13 protein-coding genes are annotated in these 17,643 nt (G+C 60.8%); 11 read left to right on the top strand and 2 right to left on the bottom strand.

Going from position 1 to position 17,643, the window contains the following annotated elements; genetic code table 11:
- The first annotated feature begins 190 nt into the window (after positions 1-190).
- Together LAT62_RS04270 and LAT62_RS04265 are read left to right on the top strand one after the other, a co-directional pair.
- Positions 191-1,285 (top strand): sensor histidine kinase, encoded by a 1,095-nt coding sequence (locus LAT62_RS04270; RefSeq protein WP_293379472.1) that lies wholly within the window; start codon positions 191-193, stop codon positions 1,283-1,285.
- Positions 1,278-2,045, top strand: coding sequence for a LytTR family DNA-binding domain-containing protein (locus LAT62_RS04265; protein WP_293379469.1), 768 nt, complete (start codon positions 1,278-1,280; stop codon positions 2,043-2,045). Before LAT62_RS04270 ends, LAT62_RS04265 begins: the two co-directional genes overlap by 8 nt.
- Before the next feature lie 58 nt (positions 2,046-2,103).
- On the opposite strand, the gene mgtE is transcribed toward LAT62_RS04265, so the two are convergent.
- Together mgtE and LAT62_RS04255 are read right to left on the bottom strand one after the other, a co-directional pair.
- Positions 2,104-3,462, bottom strand: a complete 1,359-nt coding sequence (gene mgtE / locus LAT62_RS04260) for a magnesium transporter (protein ID WP_293379466.1) — start codon at positions 3,460-3,462, stop codon at positions 2,104-2,106.
- 457 nt (positions 3,463-3,919) lie between these two features.
- Complete coding sequence (locus LAT62_RS04255; protein WP_293379463.1) at positions 3,920-5,728, bottom strand: glycerophosphodiester phosphodiesterase family protein; 1,809 nt, start codon at positions 5,726-5,728, stop codon at positions 3,920-3,922.
- Between the two features lie 262 nt (positions 5,729-5,990).
- On the opposite strand from LAT62_RS04255, the gene LAT62_RS04250 reads away from it, so the two are divergent.
- From LAT62_RS04250 to LAT62_RS04210, 9 genes are all read left to right on the top strand, one after another.
- Positions 5,991-6,503 carry a formate dehydrogenase subunit gamma gene (locus tag LAT62_RS04250; protein ID WP_293379460.1) on the top strand — a complete coding sequence of 171 codons (513 nt, stop codon included), beginning with the start codon at positions 5,991-5,993 and terminating at the stop codon, positions 6,501-6,503.
- Complete coding sequence (locus LAT62_RS04245; RefSeq protein WP_293379457.1) at positions 6,496-8,088, top strand: NADH-quinone oxidoreductase subunit NuoF; 1,593 nt, start codon at positions 6,496-6,498, stop codon at positions 8,086-8,088. Before LAT62_RS04250 ends, LAT62_RS04245 begins: the two co-directional genes overlap by 8 nt.
- Positions 8,089-8,108: 20 nt before the next feature.
- Complete coding sequence (gene fdhF, locus LAT62_RS04240) at positions 8,109-11,012, top strand: formate dehydrogenase subunit alpha (RefSeq protein WP_293379454.1); 2,904 nt, start codon at positions 8,109-8,111, stop codon at positions 11,010-11,012.
- Between the two features lie 7 nt (positions 11,013-11,019).
- Positions 11,020-11,838: a formate dehydrogenase accessory sulfurtransferase FdhD gene (gene fdhD / locus LAT62_RS04235; RefSeq protein WP_293379451.1), complete on the top strand. Its 819-nt coding sequence runs from the start codon at positions 11,020-11,022 to the stop codon at positions 11,836-11,838.
- Positions 11,839-11,905: 67 nt separating this feature from the next.
- Positions 11,906-12,148, top strand: a complete 243-nt coding sequence (locus LAT62_RS04230) for a formate dehydrogenase subunit delta (RefSeq protein WP_293379448.1) — start codon at positions 11,906-11,908, stop codon at positions 12,146-12,148.
- A 151-nt stretch (positions 12,149-12,299) separates the two neighbouring features.
- Positions 12,300-13,553, top strand: a complete 1,254-nt coding sequence (locus tag LAT62_RS04225) for a sarcosine oxidase subunit beta family protein (protein ID WP_293379445.1) — start codon at positions 12,300-12,302, stop codon at positions 13,551-13,553.
- An 11-nt stretch (positions 13,554-13,564) separates the two neighbouring features.
- Positions 13,565-13,846 (top strand): sarcosine oxidase subunit delta family protein, encoded by a 282-nt coding sequence (locus LAT62_RS04220; protein ID WP_293379442.1) that lies wholly within the window; start codon positions 13,565-13,567, stop codon positions 13,844-13,846.
- A gap of 12 nt (positions 13,847-13,858) precedes the next feature.
- Entirely contained in the window at positions 13,859-16,879 is a 3,021-nt protein-coding gene (locus LAT62_RS04215; RefSeq protein WP_293379439.1) for a sarcosine oxidase subunit alpha, read from the top strand.
- Positions 16,872-17,486, top strand: coding sequence for a sarcosine oxidase subunit gamma (locus tag LAT62_RS04210; protein ID WP_293379436.1), 615 nt, complete (start codon positions 16,872-16,874; stop codon positions 17,484-17,486). Before LAT62_RS04215 ends, LAT62_RS04210 begins: the two co-directional genes overlap by 8 nt.
- Positions 17,487-17,643 lie beyond the last annotated feature (157 nt).

Below are 17,643 nucleotides of genomic sequence, written 5' to 3'. Positions count from 1 at the left end.
GCCATGGTAACGCCAGACCACTGTGTTACAAAATGAATTGTTTGAAATATTATGTTGCATAAAATGGAATACTGACCTTTCAGCCCACCTGTGGTTCACTCATGCCCGATGAATGCCGCCTGTCGCAAAGGTCTGAGGGCTGTGGCAATCTGCGTCAGGATAAGGTGTCGGATCAGGTTGGAGAGTCTGCATGCCCGTGGTGAATCGAGAAGGCGCCTACTGGTCGAGTTGGGGCCGCACGCTGGCTGGTACAGTTGTGCTGTGTGCCGTTATCGCGCTGCTGACGCGAGCGTTGAATGATCATGGGTATCTGGAGAACCTCTGGGTGTCGCAGGGGTATGGGATCAGTATTGTGCTGAGTATCATGCTGATCACCACACTGCGCCCCGATTGGCCGGATCTGGTCGCCAACCTGCTTGGGCTCGTCAGTGGCGTTGTGCTTGGCATGCTGAACCTGATGCTGATGTTGTACTTCACGGGTGGCCTGTCTGAATTCGTCATGCAGCCTGATGCGGTATTGTCGAATATCGGTATCGGGCTTTTCTTTGGCTGTATCGGTGTGCTTTTCTTCTATGCCTTGTACAGACTGCAACTGCTGCGTACCGAGGTCAGCGAGCAGCGGCGGCTGCAGGCAGAGCGCGAGCAGGCCCTGACCCTCAGTCGGCTCAAGGTGTTGCAGAGTCAGATGGAGCCGCATTTTCTGTTCAATACGCTGGCCAATGTACAGGCAATGATCACCGCGGAGCCCGAGAAAGCGAAGGCGATGATCCAGGCGCTGACCACCATGCTGCGCGCCAATCTGAGCCGCGTCAGGTCGGATACGACCACGCTGGGTGATGAGCTGACCATTGCACGCAGCTATCTTGAAATACAATCCATCCGCATGGGTGATCGACTGAGTTATGGCTTTGACGTGCCGGAGTCCATGACTTCACTGCCATTGCCGCCACTGCTGTTGCAGCCGCTGGTGGAAAACGCGGTGCGCCATGGGATCGAGCCCAAGCGTGAAGGCGGACACATTCAGGTGCGGGCAGCGTATCTGGGTGCGCAGGATAACCGCTGGCACTTGGAAGTGATCGATTCGGGCCTGGGCCTGGACGCTCTGGCCCAGACTCAGGGTGAAGGTGTGGGTCTGAGCAACCTGAAGCTGCGTCTGCAGAGTCTGTACGGCGATGCTGCCGATTTGAGCATGCGCACTGCTGATCAAGGTGGGCTTCATCTGACCCTGTTGCTGCCACAGCAATTGACTGACCCTGTTGCGGGAGAGCCAGAATCCAATGAGTGAACTTAGAGTGCTGATTGCTGATGACGAACCCATGCTGCGTTTCCATCTGCAGCAGATGCTGGAAGACTTGTGGCCGGAAATCGACAAGGTACTGACTGCCGCCAATGGTGAAGAAGCCCTGGAAATGGCCCGGTCCATCCGACCTCAGGCGATTTTTCTCGACATCAGAATGCCGGGGCTGTCCGGGATCGAGGTGGCGGAGCGGCTGCAGCAAGAAGGTCTGACCAGGGCCAGTCATGTCGTTTTTCTCACCGCCTATGATGACTATGCGGTGCAGGCCTTCGAGCGCGAAGCAGTTGACTATGTTCTGAAGCCGGTCGATGACCAGCGTCTGCTGCAGTCCATTACGCGACTGCAGGAGCGGCTGCGGGCACCGGAGCCGGTGCTGGCGGACCTCAGCGATCTCAAGCGCTGGGTCGGCAGGGAGCGCGGTGACTGGCTGAAGTGGATCAATGCCCAGCAGGGCGAGGACATCCATGTAATCGCGGTCGAGTCCGTACTGCTGTTCCGGGCGGAGTACAAATACACGACTGTGGTGACACCCGACGGTGAGTACCTGATCCGCAAGTCGCTGAAACAGCTGGAGGAAGAGCTGGATCCGGATGCGTTCTGGCGGGTGCACCGCAGTGCCATTGTGCGGGTGCCGGCCATCGAGCGGGTGCGGCGCGATCTGTCGGGCGGCCTGAAGATCCACATCAGGGGGCTGAAAAAACCGCAGCCGGTCAGCCGCCGCTTTGCCGATCGCTTTCGGCAGATGTAGGTTTATACCGACCATAAAAAAGGGCGCCCTCGGGCGCCCTTGTCATGTTGCCGCATTATCAGATCGTCAGCACTGCGGTGGCGATCGAGAAGTAGATCAGAATACCGCAGATATCGGCGATAGACGTGATCAGCGGCGCACTGGCCGTGGCAGGATCGAATTTCAGCCGGTCGAGCACGAACGGCAGTACCATGCCGACCATGCTGCCGAAAGTCACCACACAGACCATCGCCATCGCGACCACCAGACCCACTTCAGGGCCACCGCGCCAGATGCCCAGCCCCCAGACCGCGAGGCCCATGGTAATACCCAGCGCTATGGCCACGCCCAGTTCCTTGCCCCAGAGGCGCAGCCAGTCTTTCGATCTGACGTCACCGGTTGCCAGAGCACGTACCATCAGTGTGGCGGATTGCGAACCGGCATTGCCGCCCGAGTCCACAATCAGCGGCAGGAAGAAAACCAGCGCAATCACCGCCTCGATGGTCTCTTCGAAATAGGCAATGCCCGCACCGCCGAAGATGTTCATGAAGACCAGCAACACCAGCCAGCCGACCCGCTTGCGATACAGCAGAGACGGGCGCGCATCGCGCAGGCTGAGGTTGAGTGAGCCGGTACCCCCCATCTTGTGAAAGTCTTCTGTGGTTTCTTCCTCGATTACGTCCATTACGTCATCGACTGTGACCACCCCGAGCAGAATGCCTTCCTTGCTCAACACCGGCAGCGCATTGATGTCGTAGTGCTGGATCTGATGCACCGCTTCTTCCCGGTCATCACTCGCCTGCACACTGACCAGCGGGCTCGAAATCATGGTTTCCACCCGGGTGTCAGGGTCCGACAGCACCATGCGCTTGATGCCCGCAGTGCCCAGCAGGTGTCCCTGTTCATCGGTAATGTACAGGGTGTTGATGGTTTCTTCGGCACTGTCCTGACTGCGCACATGCTTGAGTACATCGCGCACTGTCCAGTCGGGCCTTATGGTGACAAACTCGGTGTTCATCAGACGCCCGGCACTCTGCTCGGGGTAGCCCAGAATCTTCAGCGCCGCCTTGACCTCTTTCGAAGTCAGCAGCTTGAGCAGCGGCTCCGATTGCTCCGGCTTCAGTGTTTCGAGCAGCCTTGTCAGGTCATCCGAAGACAGGCTCTGCAGCAGCTTGCGACTTATGGCGTTGCTCATTGCCGCCAAAGCTGCGTACTGGTTTTCCACCTTGAGGTAGGAGAAAACCTCAAGCTGGCGCTCTTCTGCCAGCAGCTTGAGAATTCGCACTGCGGTGTCATTGTCCTGGTCATCCAGAACCGTGGCGATGTCCTGCACATGCATTTCATCGAGTTGTGCAGGTACTTCTTCCCAAAGGTCCTGAGCAATCAGATCCTTCAGTACATGCTGTACGGGTGTGTTGTCGTGTTCGGTATTGCTCATGTCGATATTCCTTGTGCATTCCGGCGCCCTCTGGTGCTCAGAGTCGCCATTATGATTCAGGAAAGGGCCGAGTCGTTATCGCCCTGCACCTGACAGCTACTCTGGTCGGTGCAGGACAAAGGATCACGTTTTGCAGGCACAAAGAGCTGAAAAGCGCTTTGGCTCGATACGGTGCCCTGATGAGAGTCGGCTCACTTTCCGCAGATGCAGTCGGCGGAAGTGAGTCGTTAAAGCGGAAGACGCTGAGCGTCGTGGAGGAACTGCTTTATCGGTCAACCTGCCGCGCGGACTGCTGTTGGTTGTCTGGCGAATTGTCGCCTGCAACTGCTGGAGTCCAATGGAGGTGTCCTATTCTGCTGATAACGCGGCGCAGTATAGCCGCTGGGCTAGAGAGGTCAATGCGAGTTGTTCTCAATTGATTGATTCCGTGAGCTCATAAGTCCTCGCAGGCTGGCGGTCAGCGTAGCCAGTTGGCGAGCTTCAACAGCAGCAATTCCGGCCGCGACAGGTCCGCCCGCTCCGTCAATACACGGGTCAGCACATCCGGCCGATCGGTGATGATGCCGTCCACCCCCATATCGATAAAACGGCCCATATCGGTTTCGTCATTGACCGTCCAGACATGCAGTTCATGGCCATTGCGGCGAGCTCTGGTCACCGTGCTGCGGTTGACCAGCGCCGCTCGTTTGCCCACTGCGTGCAGAGAACTGTAGTCCGGACGACCGACGACTGAATGCACAAACACGGCGCGCCGCAAGTCCGGCTGGCGGTCCTGAACCCTTTGCAGCAGTGCCTTGTCCAGTGCCGCCAGAATGGTGTCGTCCAGCATGTCTTCGGCGGCCAGCAGGGCCAGGGTATCTGCGGTCAGATCGGGTGATTGCGGGCCGGGTTTGATTTCCAGGTAAAGACCGGCGCGGCCGCGCACGGCGTCTATTACTTCCTCCAGAGTAGGCACTCGCTCGCCGGCAAAGTCGGTGCTGTGCCAGCGTCCCACATCAACCGATTGCACCTGCTCCAGCGTCAGGTTCCACACCGGTGTGCCCGGGCCGCCAAGGCGCCGCAGGTCCCGGTCGTGCAGCAGCACCAGCGCACCGTCAGCCGTTTGCCGGACATCGACTTCGACATAGTCGGCCCCTTCGGCGATAGCCAGCTCGATGGCACTCAGGGTGTTTTCCGGTGCATTGATGGAGCTGCCGCGATGGGCGATGACCAGCACATCCTCTTCCTGGCTCAGGAAGTCGTTGATCAGCAGGCCTGCCTGGCCGAGAACAAACAGCAGAATCAGTGCTTCGGCGCCCCAGCTCAGCCAGCCGGTCAGTTTTCCGGCAGGTTGTGGCGATGTTGTTTTGCGGATGCCAACGGCGCGCAGATAGAGCTGGCGGATCAGCAGGCTGTTCCAGGAGACGGCAAGAAATGTCAGCAGTGTGCCGAGCAGCAGGTAACTGACGATGACGAGCAGCATGACCGTGACCACCAGGGCCATCTGTGCCGGAATCCAGTTCAGAGCCAGGGCTGCTCCGTCGCGAAACAGCACTGTGAACCCGAGTGGGAGCAGCAGCGTCAGCAGGGCGCTGGCCAGCAACAGCAATGCGATACCGGAGCGATAGCCGCGTGTCAGGGCCTGGCTGCGGCGCAATGCCGTCCAGGGTGACAGCTGTTCGAACAGCAGGGATGGCAGGGCGAGAACCCAGCGCAGGTAGAGTGCACCGTTGCCGAGAATCATGCCGCACAGCAGAACACCCGCGCCACCGGCAAACAGCCACATGGCAGTCGGCCATTCGTTGACCAGATAATAGGGGTCATAGCCACTGAGCAGAAACCAGCCCAGCCCGCCAATCAGCAGCATAAAGGGCAAGGCCGCGATCAGGTGGGACGCGACCTGCAGCAGGGCGAGCACCAGGATACGCGGCAGGTGGCGCAGCACCTGCACCAGGGCCGACATGGCGGCGTGGTAACGATGATGCCCATGAACTTCAACGGTCAGCAGTATACCGGCCGTCTGCACGAACATAAGCGTCAGCGCCAGGCTGCCTGCCCCCAGCGCCAGAAGCCAGCCACGGGGCGTGAAAGCGAGCAGCAGAAGGTCTTCGTTGCTGATGACCGGCTGGCCGGTCACCGCAATCAGCTGGTTGGCCAGAACCGTCGTCAGGGGTATGAAAGCGGCCACCCCAAGGCCAGCGAAAAAGAGGTGCAACACCAGCAGTGAGCGCCACCGGGCGCGCAGGCAGCCCAGTACTGCCGTCATCAGCCGGGGGTGGTATACCATTCATGCACTCCTTGACGCACAACCATCCGAGTTTTCCATGTTAGCCTGTCGTGAACCACACGTCGATTTCCCGTCCGGGTGTTCACTGTCGCTTCCAGACCTGCTGCTGTCGCACAATGAACCATCGTGCACTCGGTGGCGCTTTAAGCTACGTTTAACAGGCTCCCCTCAGTGTGGGCGGGCTGATCGTTCTCAAGACAGTACCGGATATGCGGACACCATGAACAACACCAGCAGACAGGTATCACCAGAGAGTCCGGATATGAATCGGGCGGCACTGGAAAGCGTAATACAAGGCAGCGTCGACAGGCATCGCGGCAAGCCCGGCCCGCTGCTGGTGATCCTGCACGACCTGCAGGCCCAGTGGGGATACGTTCCGGACGAGGCCGTGCCGCTGCTCGCCGAAGCACTGACGCTGACCCGCGCGGAAATTCACGGCGTGATCAGCTTTTATCACGATTTTCGCACCACACCCGGTGGACGTCATCAGGTGCAGGTCTGCCGTGCCGAGGCCTGCCAGGCGCAGGGTGGCCGGCAACTGGAGGCGGCCGTGCGTGAGCACCTCGGTATCGACTGGCACGACACGTCGGCCGATGGCATGGTGACTCTGGAGCCTGTTTACTGCCTGGGTAATTGTGCCACCGGCCCGGCGGTGCGCATTGATGATGCCATTCTTGGACGCGTCACACCGGACCGCATGCGCACCCTGCTGGATGACCTGCAGCGCGAACCGGTCAATATCAGCGGCCTCATGACGGAGGCGCCTCATGGCTGAAGTAAGAACGATTTATGTTCCCAATGACACCACGGCCCAGTCACTGGGTGCCGAAGATGTGGCGCGTCAGATTGGCCGGGCGCTCGGCGAGCAACAGGCGGATATCAGACTGGTGCGTAACGGCTCGCGCGGTGCCTGTTGGCTGGAGCCACTGGTCGAGGTGGAGACCGACAGCGGGCGTGTGGCCTACGGTCCGGTCAGTCCGGACGATGTTCCGGGTCTTTTGGCTGCCGGGCTGCTGGAAGCTCGGCCTGATCACGCCTTGTATCTGGGCCCGACCGACGAGATTCCCTGGTTGCAGAAGCAGCAGCGGGTGACATTCTCCCGCGCGGGCATTATCGACCCGGTGTCGCTGGATGATTATCAGGCGCATGGCGGCTTTGCCGGTCTGGAGAAGGCACTGGCCATGAGTCCTCGCCAACTGGTGGACGAAGTCACGGCGTCTGGCCTGCGTGGACGGGGCGGTGCGGCGTTCCCGGCGGGCATCAAGTGGAACACGGTGCTGGAGGCCTCGGCCGACAACCCTGGCAACCCACAGTCGGGGCGCAAATTCATCGTGTGCAATGCCGACGAGGGTGATTCCGGTACCTTTGCCGATCGGCTGGTCATGGAGGCCGACCCCTATCTGCTGATCGAAGGTATGATCATCGCCGGTCTGGCCGTGGGTGCCGAGTATGGTTTCATCTATCTGCGCTCGGAATATCCGATCGCCCTGCAGCGCCTGAACGAGGCGATTGAGCGGGCAGAGGCCGAATCCTGGCTGGGGTCGGACATTCGCGGCTCGGGCAAGCACTTCCATCTGGAAGTCCGCCTGGGCGCCGGCGCTTATATCTGCGGCGAGGAAACCTCGCTGCTCGACAGCCTGGAAGGCAAGCGCGGCATGGTGCGACCCAAGCCGCCGCTGCCGGCGCTCAAGGGCGCCTTCGGTCAGCCCACTGTGGTCAACAATGTGCTGACACTGGCGGCCGTGCCCTGGATCGTCGAGCACGGTGGCGCGGCCTATGCCGGTTATGGCCAGGGCCGCTCACTGGGCACCTTGCCGTTCCAGCTGGCGGGCAATATTCGCCGTGGCGGTCTGGTCGAGCTGGCGTTTGGCGCCACGCTGCGCGAGCTGGTCGAGGACTTTGGCGGCGGCACGCTGACCGGCCGGCCGATGAAAGCTATTCAGGCCGGCGGACCGCTGGGTGCTTACATGCCGGAATCCCAGTGGGACACGCCGCTGGATTACGAGGCCTTCACCGAAGCCGGCGCTGTGCTCGGTCATGGTGGCATAGTTGTCTTTGATGACACGGTGGACATGGCCCAGCAGGCGCGCTTTGCCATGGAGTTCTGCGTTGTGGAATCCTGTGGCAAGTGCACCCCCTGTCGTATCGGCTCGGTACGCGGGGTGGAGGTCATCGACCGAATTATCGACAATGTCAACAGAACGTCCAATCTGGCGCTGCTGGATGAGCTCTGTGATACGATGGAATACGGGTCTTTATGTGCCATGGGGGGCATGACGCCCAATCCGGTACGCAGTGCCGTCAGGCACTTTCCGGAGGCTTTCGAGCCCTCCAGCAATGCATCCGCAGGTGCCGCATGAGCGGCGCAGGGGGTACCACCATGATTCAGCAATTCGACCCCAAGACAGATCAGTACCAGGCCGGTGGCAACGGCATTGACTGGCAGAAGGACTACGGCACGCCGCTGGTAGAGTCCGATGTGTCGGTCACTCTGGCCATCGACGGTGTGCCGATCACGGTGCCCGAGGGCACCTCGGTACTGCGCGCCGCCGCTCTGGCGGGTATCAATATTCCCAAGCTGTGTGCCAGCGACAACCTCGAAGCCTTCGGCTCCTGTCGACTCTGCTCTGTGCAGATCGAGGGCCGCCGAGGCATGCCGGCCTCCTGTACCACACCGGTGGCCGAAGACATGGTGGTCACCACGCAGAATGCCGCCCTGGCCAAGCTGCGGCGCAATGTCATGGAACTCTATATATCCGACCACCCGCTGGACTGCCTGACCTGTCCGGCCAACGGCGACTGCGAACTGCAGGACATGGCCGGTGCGGTTGGTCTGCGTGAAGTCCGTTACGGTTTCAGTGGCGAAAACCATCTGGACGCGGAAAAGGACCACTCCAACCCCTATTTCAGCTTTGATCCGAGCAAGTGCATTGTGTGTTCGCGTTGTGTGCGCGCCTGTGAAGAAGTGCAGGGCACCTTTGCGCTGACCATTGACGGGCGGGGCTTCGATTCCAAGGTGTCCGCCGGACAGGACGAGCCCTTCATGGACTCCGAGTGCGTCTCCTGCGGGGCCTGTGTGCAGGCCTGCCCGACCTCGACATTGATGGAAAAGAGCATCATCGACGAGGGACAACCCGATCACAGCATCGTGACCACCTGTGCCTATTGCGGTGTGGGCTGCTCCTTTGAAGCCGAAATGAAGGGTGATCAACTGGTGCGCATGACCCCCTGGAAAGGCGGCGATGCCAACCATGGCCACAGCTGCGTCAAGGGACGCTTTGCCTTTGGCTATGCGACGCACAAGGATCGTCTGCGCGAGCCGATGATTCGCGACAGCATCGATCAGCCCTGGCGCCCGGTGGGCTGGGAAGAAGCCATTCAGTTCGCCGCCGATCGCATCAAGGCCATTCAGGCCAAGTATGGTCGCGAGAGTGTCGGCGGCATTACCTCTTCGCGCTGCACCAACGAAGAGACCTATCTGGTGCAGAAGCTGGTGCGTACTGCATTTGGCAACAACAACACCGATACCTGCGCCCGGGTCTGCCATTCACCTACTGGTTATGGCCTGAAGGCCACATTGGGCGAATCGGCCGGCACCCAGACGTTCGATTCGGTACTGAAGTCTGATGTGATCGTGGTGATCGGCGCCAACCCGACCGATGCCCACCCGGTGTTTGCCTCGCGGCTGCGCAAGCGATTGCGTGAGGGTGCGAGCCTGATTGTCGCCGATCCGCGCTATATCGACCTGCTGAAAACACCGCACATGGGTGAAGGCATTCATCTGCCTTTGCGCCCGGGTACCAATGTGGCGCTGATCAATGCACTGGGCCATGTAGTGGTCACTGAGGGCCTGGAGGATCAGGACTTTGTCAGCCGCCGCTGCGATCCGGAGGCCTACCAGCAGTGGCGCGACTTCATTGTGCAGGAGAAGAATTCACCCGAGCATGTGGCCGAGATCACCGGAGTGCCAGCCGAGAGCATTCGCCAAGCCGCCCGCCTGTATGGCAAGGCCGGCAACGGCGCCATCTATTACGGCCTCGGCGTCACCGAGCACAGCCAGGGTTCCACCATGGTCATCGGCATCGCCAATCTGGCTATGGCGACCGGCAATATCGGCCGTGAAGGCGTCGGCGTGAACCCGCTGCGCGGGCAGAACAATGTGCAGGGGTCCTGCGACATGGGGTCTTTCCCGCATGAGCTGCCCGGTTATCAGCATGTTGGCGTGCCCGAGATCAGACAGCGCTTTGCCGAGGTCTGGGGCGTCGAGATAGACCCCGAGCCGGGTCTGCGGATTCCCAACATGTTCGATGCCGCCATCGACGGCAGCTTCAAGGCGCTCTATGTGCAGGGCGAAGACATCGCCCAGTCGGACCCCAACACACAGCATGTCGAGCAGGCCCTGACCTCGCTGGAATGCCTGATCGTGCAGGATCTGTTCCTCAACGAAACCGCCAAGTTCGCTCATGTGCTGCTGCCGGGGGCTTCGTTCCTGGAAAAGAACGGTACCTTCACCAATGCAGAGCGCCGCATCAACCGGGTGCGCAAGGTCATGCCGCCGCTGGCAGGCAAGGAAGACTGGGAAGCGACTCAGGACCTGGCCAATGCCCTCGGGTATCCGATGAATTACAGCCATCCTTCCGAAATCATGGATGAAATCGCGCAGCTGGCGCCCACCTTCACCGGGGTCAGCTACGAGAAGCTCGAACGGCTGGGCAGCATTCAGTGGCCCTGCAACGAAGAGCACCCGGACGGCACTCCGACCATGCATGAGGAGACCTTCCCCATCGGACTTGGACGCTTCGGGTTGACCGAGTTCATCGAAACCGAAGAGCGGTCCAACCGGCGCTTCCCGCTGTTGCTGACCACGGGCCGGATTCTCAGCCAGTACAATGTCGGGGCGCAGACGCGGCGCACCGACAACCAGGTCTGGCATGACGAGGATGTGCTGGAGCTGCATCCGCATGATGCCGAAGAACGCGGCATCAGCAATGGTGACTGGGTGGGTATCACCAGTCGGTCCGGCAAGACTGTGCTGCGTGCCCGCATGACCGATCGTCTGCAGCCCGGCGTGGTGTATACCACCTTCCATCACCCGGGCAGCGGTGCCAATGTGATCACCACCGACAATTCGGACTGGGCGACCAACTGTCCCGAGTACAAGGTGACGGCCGTACAACTCGAGAAAGTATCGCAGCCGTCCGAATGGCAGCAGCGCTTTCAGACGTTCGGCAGGAAACAGCAGCAGTTCCTGGCGCAGGCCACTGATGATGCCTCTGCCTCCTGAGGGCGCCATGTCAGTGCAGCCTGTCGAGGAAGAGATGGCGGCCGGAACCATTCGGGTGCCGGCCAGCGAGCGGCGGCGACGTGACCAGGTCTGGCAGAGTGCGCAGGCTGGTGACCTGGTGGCCGAAGAATGCCCGGTCGCCTTGACCTACAATGGCATCAGCCATGCGGTCATGATGGCCACCCCCTGTGATCTGGAAGATCTGGGGCGAGGTTTCAGTCTCAGTGAGGGCATTATCGATTCGCTGCAGGATGTGTTTGATATCGCCGTAACCGGTGATACAGAGGCAGGCTTCACGGTTGATCTCCATATACACGGGGCACGCCTGGATCGTCTGAAGCGTCAGCATCGACACATGGCCGGGCCAACCGGGTGCGGCCTGTGTGGCAAGGACTCTCTGGCCGCCGTATTGCAGTCATTGCAGCCGCTGGCGGGTTCTGCACCTCCCGAGCCCGAGGTGGTAGAGCGGGCGCTGCTGGCGCTGCCCGAGCGCCAGCCGATTCAGCAGGAATCGGGTGCCTGCCACGCGGCAGCCTGGTGCAGCAGCACCGGTGATATTATGCTTAGCCGTGAGGATGTGGGCCGCCACAATGCACTGGACAAGCTGATAGGCGCGCTGGCGCGAGAACCCGTGGTACTGGCCGATGGGTTCGCTCTGGTTTCGAGCCGCGCCAGTTATGAGCTGGTTTACAAGGCAGTGCGTGCCGGCATGCCGTCACTTGTTGCCGTGTCCGGTGCAACGCATATGGCGGTCAAAAGTGCCCGCCAGAGCAGGCTCAATCTGATCGGTTTCGCCCGCCCTGCGCGCCAGGTTATCTACAGTTGAAGTGCTATCGGCCCGCAAGGCGGCTGTTGCCCCGTCAACGTCATAATAACGCGAAAGGAGTGCAGCCATGAGCGGCACAAGACTGGATCAACTGATCAAGATGATCAACCAGATCGCCATCAACAATCCCTGCAACGGAGACGTCGCGGCCTCGTCAGAGGTGGTTCTGGGGCATATCCGAAAATTCTGGGCACGTCCGATGAAAAAAGACATTGTCGCCCATCTGGAGCAGGGTGGTGAAGGGCTGGAGCCCGCCGCGCTCGAGGCCGTACGAACCCTGCAGGCTGAGCAGAACATGACCGCTTCCTGAGCGTCGCTTTTCTCCTGTCCGACTCCTCTGTAAGCTAGTGTCCCGGCTGAGCCGAAGGCTGTCGCAAATCAACCCCGCACTGTCGTCACCGAGCATATAGGTGTGTTCCCCGGGCATTACTATCGGTGACGCGACTGTGAAGAGGTGCAGCATGCAGAAATACTCCGGATTCGGGCTGCTCAAACACGCCCTGAGCCACCACGAAAACTGGCAGCGCGTGTGGCGAAATCCGAAGCCCAAGCCGCGCTATGACGTTATCATTGTTGGCGGTGGCGGGCATGGTCTGGCGACTGCCTACTATCTGGCCAGTGTCCACGGCATTACCAATGTGGCAGTGCTGGAAAAAGGCTATCTGGGCGGCGGCAATACAGGCCGCAATACCACCATTGTTCGCTCCAATTATCTTTGGGACGAGTCTGCCCATCTGTATGAGCATGCGCTCAAACTCTGGGAAGGTCTGTCGCAGGAACTGAATTACAACGTCATGTTCTCGCAGCGCGGTGTGCTCAATCTGGGGCATACCCTGCAGGACATGCGCGATATCCAGCGCCGGGTCAGCGCCAACCGCCTGAACGGTATCGACAGCGAGGTGCTGGATACGCAGCAGGTGCAGGAACTGGTGCCGGTGATGGACTGCTCGCCCAATGCGCGCTATCCGATTCTGGGCTCATCCTGGCAGCCGCGCGCCGGTGTGGCGCGCCATGATGCCGTGGCCTGGGGCTACGCCCGCGCCGCTGATGCGCTGGGCGTGGACATGCTGCAACAGTGTGAAGTCACCGATCTGCTGGTAGAAGATGGCACCGTGACCGGTGTCGAGACCCGCCAGCATGGCACCATCAAGGCGGGCAAGGTCGGCTGTGTGGTGGCCGGCAACTCGGGTGTGCTGGCGAAGATGGCCGGCTTTCGGTTGCCCATCGAATCTCACCCGTTGCAGGCGCTGGTTTCGGAGCCCATCAAGCCGGTACTGGATACCGTGGTTATGTCCAACCAAGTACATGGCTATATTTCCCAGTCCGACAAGGGCGACCTGGTCATCGGCGCCGGGATTGACGGCTACAACGGCTACGGTCAGCGCGGCTCCTACCCCACCATCGAACATACCGTGCAGGCCATTGTCGAGATGTTCCCGATCTTCAGCCGGGTGCGCATGAACCGGCAATGGGGCGGCATCGTGGATACCTGCCCGGACGCCTGTCCGATTATTTCAGCCACGCCGGTCGAGAATCTGTTCTTCAACTGCGGCTGGGGTACGGGAGGCTTCAAGGCTACGCCGGGTTCCGGCCATGTCTTTGCGGAAACGCTGGCGCGCGGTGAAGCCAGTGAGCTGGCAAAGCCGTTTTCCATGTTCCGTTTCCATGACGGCGCGCTGATTGACGAACATGGCGCAGCCGGGGTTGCGCACTAGGAGAGTCGTGAATGTTCTATATCTACTGTCCGTATTGCGAAGAATATCGCGAAGAAGAGGAATTTCATCCCAAGGGTGAAGCCCATATCGCGCGGCCGGAAGACCCGGACAACTGCACTGATGAAGAGTGGGGCGACTATCTGTTCTTCCGCAAGAATCCGCGCGGCGTCCATCATGAACTTTGGGTGCATGCGGCGGGCTGCCGGAAATTCTTCAATGTGACGCGTGATACCCAGAGTTACCGGATTTACGAGTCCTACAAGATTGGCGAGCAACCCTCGGTATCAGCATAAGGCGATATGAGCATGACGCAGATAAACCGTCTTCAGACCGGCGGTCGCATTGATCGCAGCAAGCCACTGGCTTTCCGCTTTGACGGCAAAAGCTATCAGGGGTATCAGGGCGATACGCTGGCTTCGGCCCTGCTGGCCAATGGTGTCGACGTGGTCGGGCGGAGCTTCAAGTACAGCCGGCCGCGCGGGATCATGGCGGCCGGTGCTGATGAGCCCAATGCGGTGCTGCAACTGGGCGCCACCGAAGCGACCCAGATACCCAATGTACGGGCGACGCAGCAGGCTGTCTATGACGGCCTGGAGGCGCAGCCGACCAATGGCTGGCCGAACGTCAACCTTGATGCCATGGGCTTTGTCGGACGCTGGTTCGGGCGCTTCATGCCTCCCGGTTTCTACTACAAGACTTTCATGTACCCACAGTCGCTGTGGATGTTTTACGAGAAGCATATCCGGCGTGCTGCCGGGCTGGGCCGCTCGCCGCGCGCGCCGGATGCCGACCAGTATGATCACATCAATCAGCATGCCGACGTGCTGGTGGTGGGGGCCGGTCCTGCCGGTCTGGGCGCGGCCCTGGCGGCAGCCAGAACCGGAGCCCGGGTCATTCTGGCCGACGAGCAGGAAGAGCTGGGTGGCTCGCTGCTCGACAGTGCCGCCCAGATCGACGGCGAGGCAGCCTCGGTATGGGTCACTCGGGTGCTCAATGAGCTGGCAGACTGCGAAAATGTCCAGTTGCTGCCGCGCTCGACGGTCAATGGATACCATGACCACAATTTTCTCACCATACACGAACGTCGTGCCGACCACCTAGGTGATCGAGCGCCCGACGGCATGACCCGCCAGCGCCTGCACAGGTTGCGGGCGCGCTGGGTGGTGCTGGCAACAGGCGCACACGAGCGGCCTCTGGTATATGGCAACAATGATGTGCCGGGCTGTTTCGTCGCCGCGGCCCTGTCGACCTACCTGCGCCGCTATGCGGTTGCCCCGGGGCACAGCCTGGTGGTTTCAACGGCCAATGATTACGGCTATCGGGCCGCCTTCGACTGGCAGGATGCCGGCCATGAGGTGGTCGCGCTGGTCGACAGCCGGGCCAACCCGCAGGGCGCCTGGCAGGACGAGGCGCGCAAGCGCGGTCTGCGCCTGATCACGGGCGCCGCAGTGACCGACGTGCGTGGCAGCAAGCGGGTCAAGGCAGCGGCCATCGTGCCGCTGAATGAAGACGGCACCCAGGCGACCGGCAGCCTGCAGTGGCTGACCTGTGACACGGTGGCCACCTCGGGCGGCTGGAGCCCGGCTGTGCATCTGTCCTGCCATACCGGCGCGCGCCCGCAATGGCGTGACGACATCATCGGTTTTGTGCCCGGTAAATCGCGTGAACAGATGCTGACCGCCGGCGCAGTGGCCGGCAGCTACAGCCTGACGGACTGCCTGAAAGAGGGCGTTGCGGCCGGCCTGAAAGCCGCCACCGACGCCGGGTTCTCCGGTGCTGACGTGCCTGTACCGACAGTGTCGGAGCTGGCAGAGACCGCCCCCATGGCACTGTTTGCCGTGCCGCACCCGAAGCCCAGCAGTCGTGCCCCCAAGCAGTTTGTCGACTACCAGAACGATGTGACGGCGGCCGGTATCGAACTGGCGACCCGCGAGGGCTTCGAATCGATAGAGCATGTGAAGCGCTACACCGCCATGGGCTTTGGTACCGATCAGGGCAAACTGGGCAATATCAATGGTATGGCGATCGCTGCCCGGTCACTGGGGCAGACCATTCCCGAAACAGGTACGACCGTTTTCCGACCCAACTATACACCGGTTACCTTCGGGGCCATTGCCGGTCGTCACTGTCGGGATCTGTTCGAGCCGAAGCGCTTTACCGCCATGCAGCCCTGGCATGAGCAGCACGGCGCCGAATTCGAGAATGTCGGCCAGTGGAAACGTCCCTGGTACTATCCGAAACCGGGCGAAAGCATGCAGGAAGCCCTCAATCGGGAATGCCTGGCGACCCGCGAAAGCGTCGGCATTCTGGATGCGTCCACTCTGGGCAAGATTGATATCCAGGGCAAGGATGCACGGGAATTTATCGGCCGCATCTACAGCAATGCCTGGGCCAAGCTGGCGCCGGGCAAGTGCCGCTACGGTCTGATGTGTGGTGAAGACGGCATGGTGTTCGATGACGGGGTGACATCTTGCCTGGGTGAGAACCACTTTCTGATGACCACCACCACCGGCGGTGCTGCCGGGGTGCTGGAGTGGCTGGAACTCTATCATCAAACCGAATGGCCGGAACTCGAGGTCTATTTCAACTCAGTAACCGACCACTGGGCGACCATGGGCGTGGCTGGCCCCAACAGCCGCAAGTTGCTGGCAGAACTGATCGAGGACATTGATCTGGACGGCGAGGCCTTCCGCTTCATGGACTGGCGACAGGGCACCATCTGCGGCGTGCCCTGCCGGGTATTCCGGATCTCGTTCACCGGCGAACTGCAGTATGAAATCAATGTGCCGGCACACTATGGGTTGTACATCTGGGAGCGTCTGTTCGAGCACGGCGAGAAGTACAATCTGACCCCGTACGGCACGGAAACCATGCATATCCTGCGTGCCGAGAAAGGCTTCATCATTGCCGGTCAGGATACCGACGGCTCCGTGCACCCCTATGATCTGGGCATGGGCTGGGCCGTGGGGGAGAACAAGCCGTTCAGCTTTATCGGGCGTCGCGGCATGAAGCGCGAAGACTGCGTGCGACCCAACCGCAAGCAGTTTGTCGGGTTGAAGACGAAAGACCCGAACATTGTGCTGCCCGAGGGGGTGCATGCGGTCGCCGACCCCAATCAACCCAAGCCCATGGCCATGCTGGGGCATGTGACCTCCAGCTATTACAGTGCCTTCCTGGGGCGCAGCATTGCGCTGGGTTTCATCAAGGGCGGCCATGAGCGCATGGGCGATACGGTTTATTATCCACTGGAGGATGGCCGCGTGGTTGAAGCGGAAATCTGCAGCACCATCTTCCTGGACCCGAAAGGAGAGCGCCAGAATGTCTGAAGTGCAGCATAGCGTAGCGGTCATCGATCAGATTCCGCAGCAGGGCGAGCCGCTCACACCCCGGACGCCCCTGCACCATACTGCCCGCACGGGTGGTGATGGCCAGGTGCACTATCGGGAGCATGATCTGACCGGACTGCTTATATTGCGCGGCAATGCTGCCGACAAGGCGTTTGCCGACGCCGTGAAGGCGACTTTCGGGTGCTCGCTGCCAAAGACGTTGAGTTTTGTCACCGCGAAGGACGTCAGCCTGCTGTGGCTGTCACCTGACGAGTGGTGGGTGCTGTGTCCGCCGGATCAGACCTATGCTCTGGAGGTGCAGCTGCGCGAGTGCTACAGCGGGCATTTTGCCCTGGCCAACAATACCGGCGGTATGACCCGGATTCAGTTGTCTGGCCCGCAGGCCGTGCAGGTGCTGAAGAAGTCGATACCCTATGATGTCCACGACGATCATTTCCCGGTGGGCAAGGTGGTGGCCACTGTGTTCGGCAAGACGCAGGCGGTGGTGCGACGCCTCGGACAGAACGACTGGGAGATACTGGCCCGGCGCAGCTTTGCCGACTATATCTGGCGCTGGGTTGAGGATGCTTCGCGGGAGTATCGCTGACCCTCGCTCAACTGGCATGTCAGCAAGTTCCTTGAGAGCATGAGTAACAGGCAAGCAAACCTATTGTGGTGCCGCCGACGCGAGCGCCAGTCCCGGGAGGATCAGCGGGCCAGATGTCTGAGCGACAGCGAGTTGTGGCCCGCCCGACCGGGACCAG

It is taken from the genome of Natronospirillum sp. (genome assembly GCF_022565775.1).
In the GTDB taxonomy this organism is placed as follows: Bacteria; Pseudomonadota; Gammaproteobacteria; order Pseudomonadales; family Natronospirillaceae; genus Natronospirillum.
The sequence above is the reverse complement of the archived record's forward strand: the minus strand, read 5'-3'. Positions and strand labels throughout refer to the sequence as shown.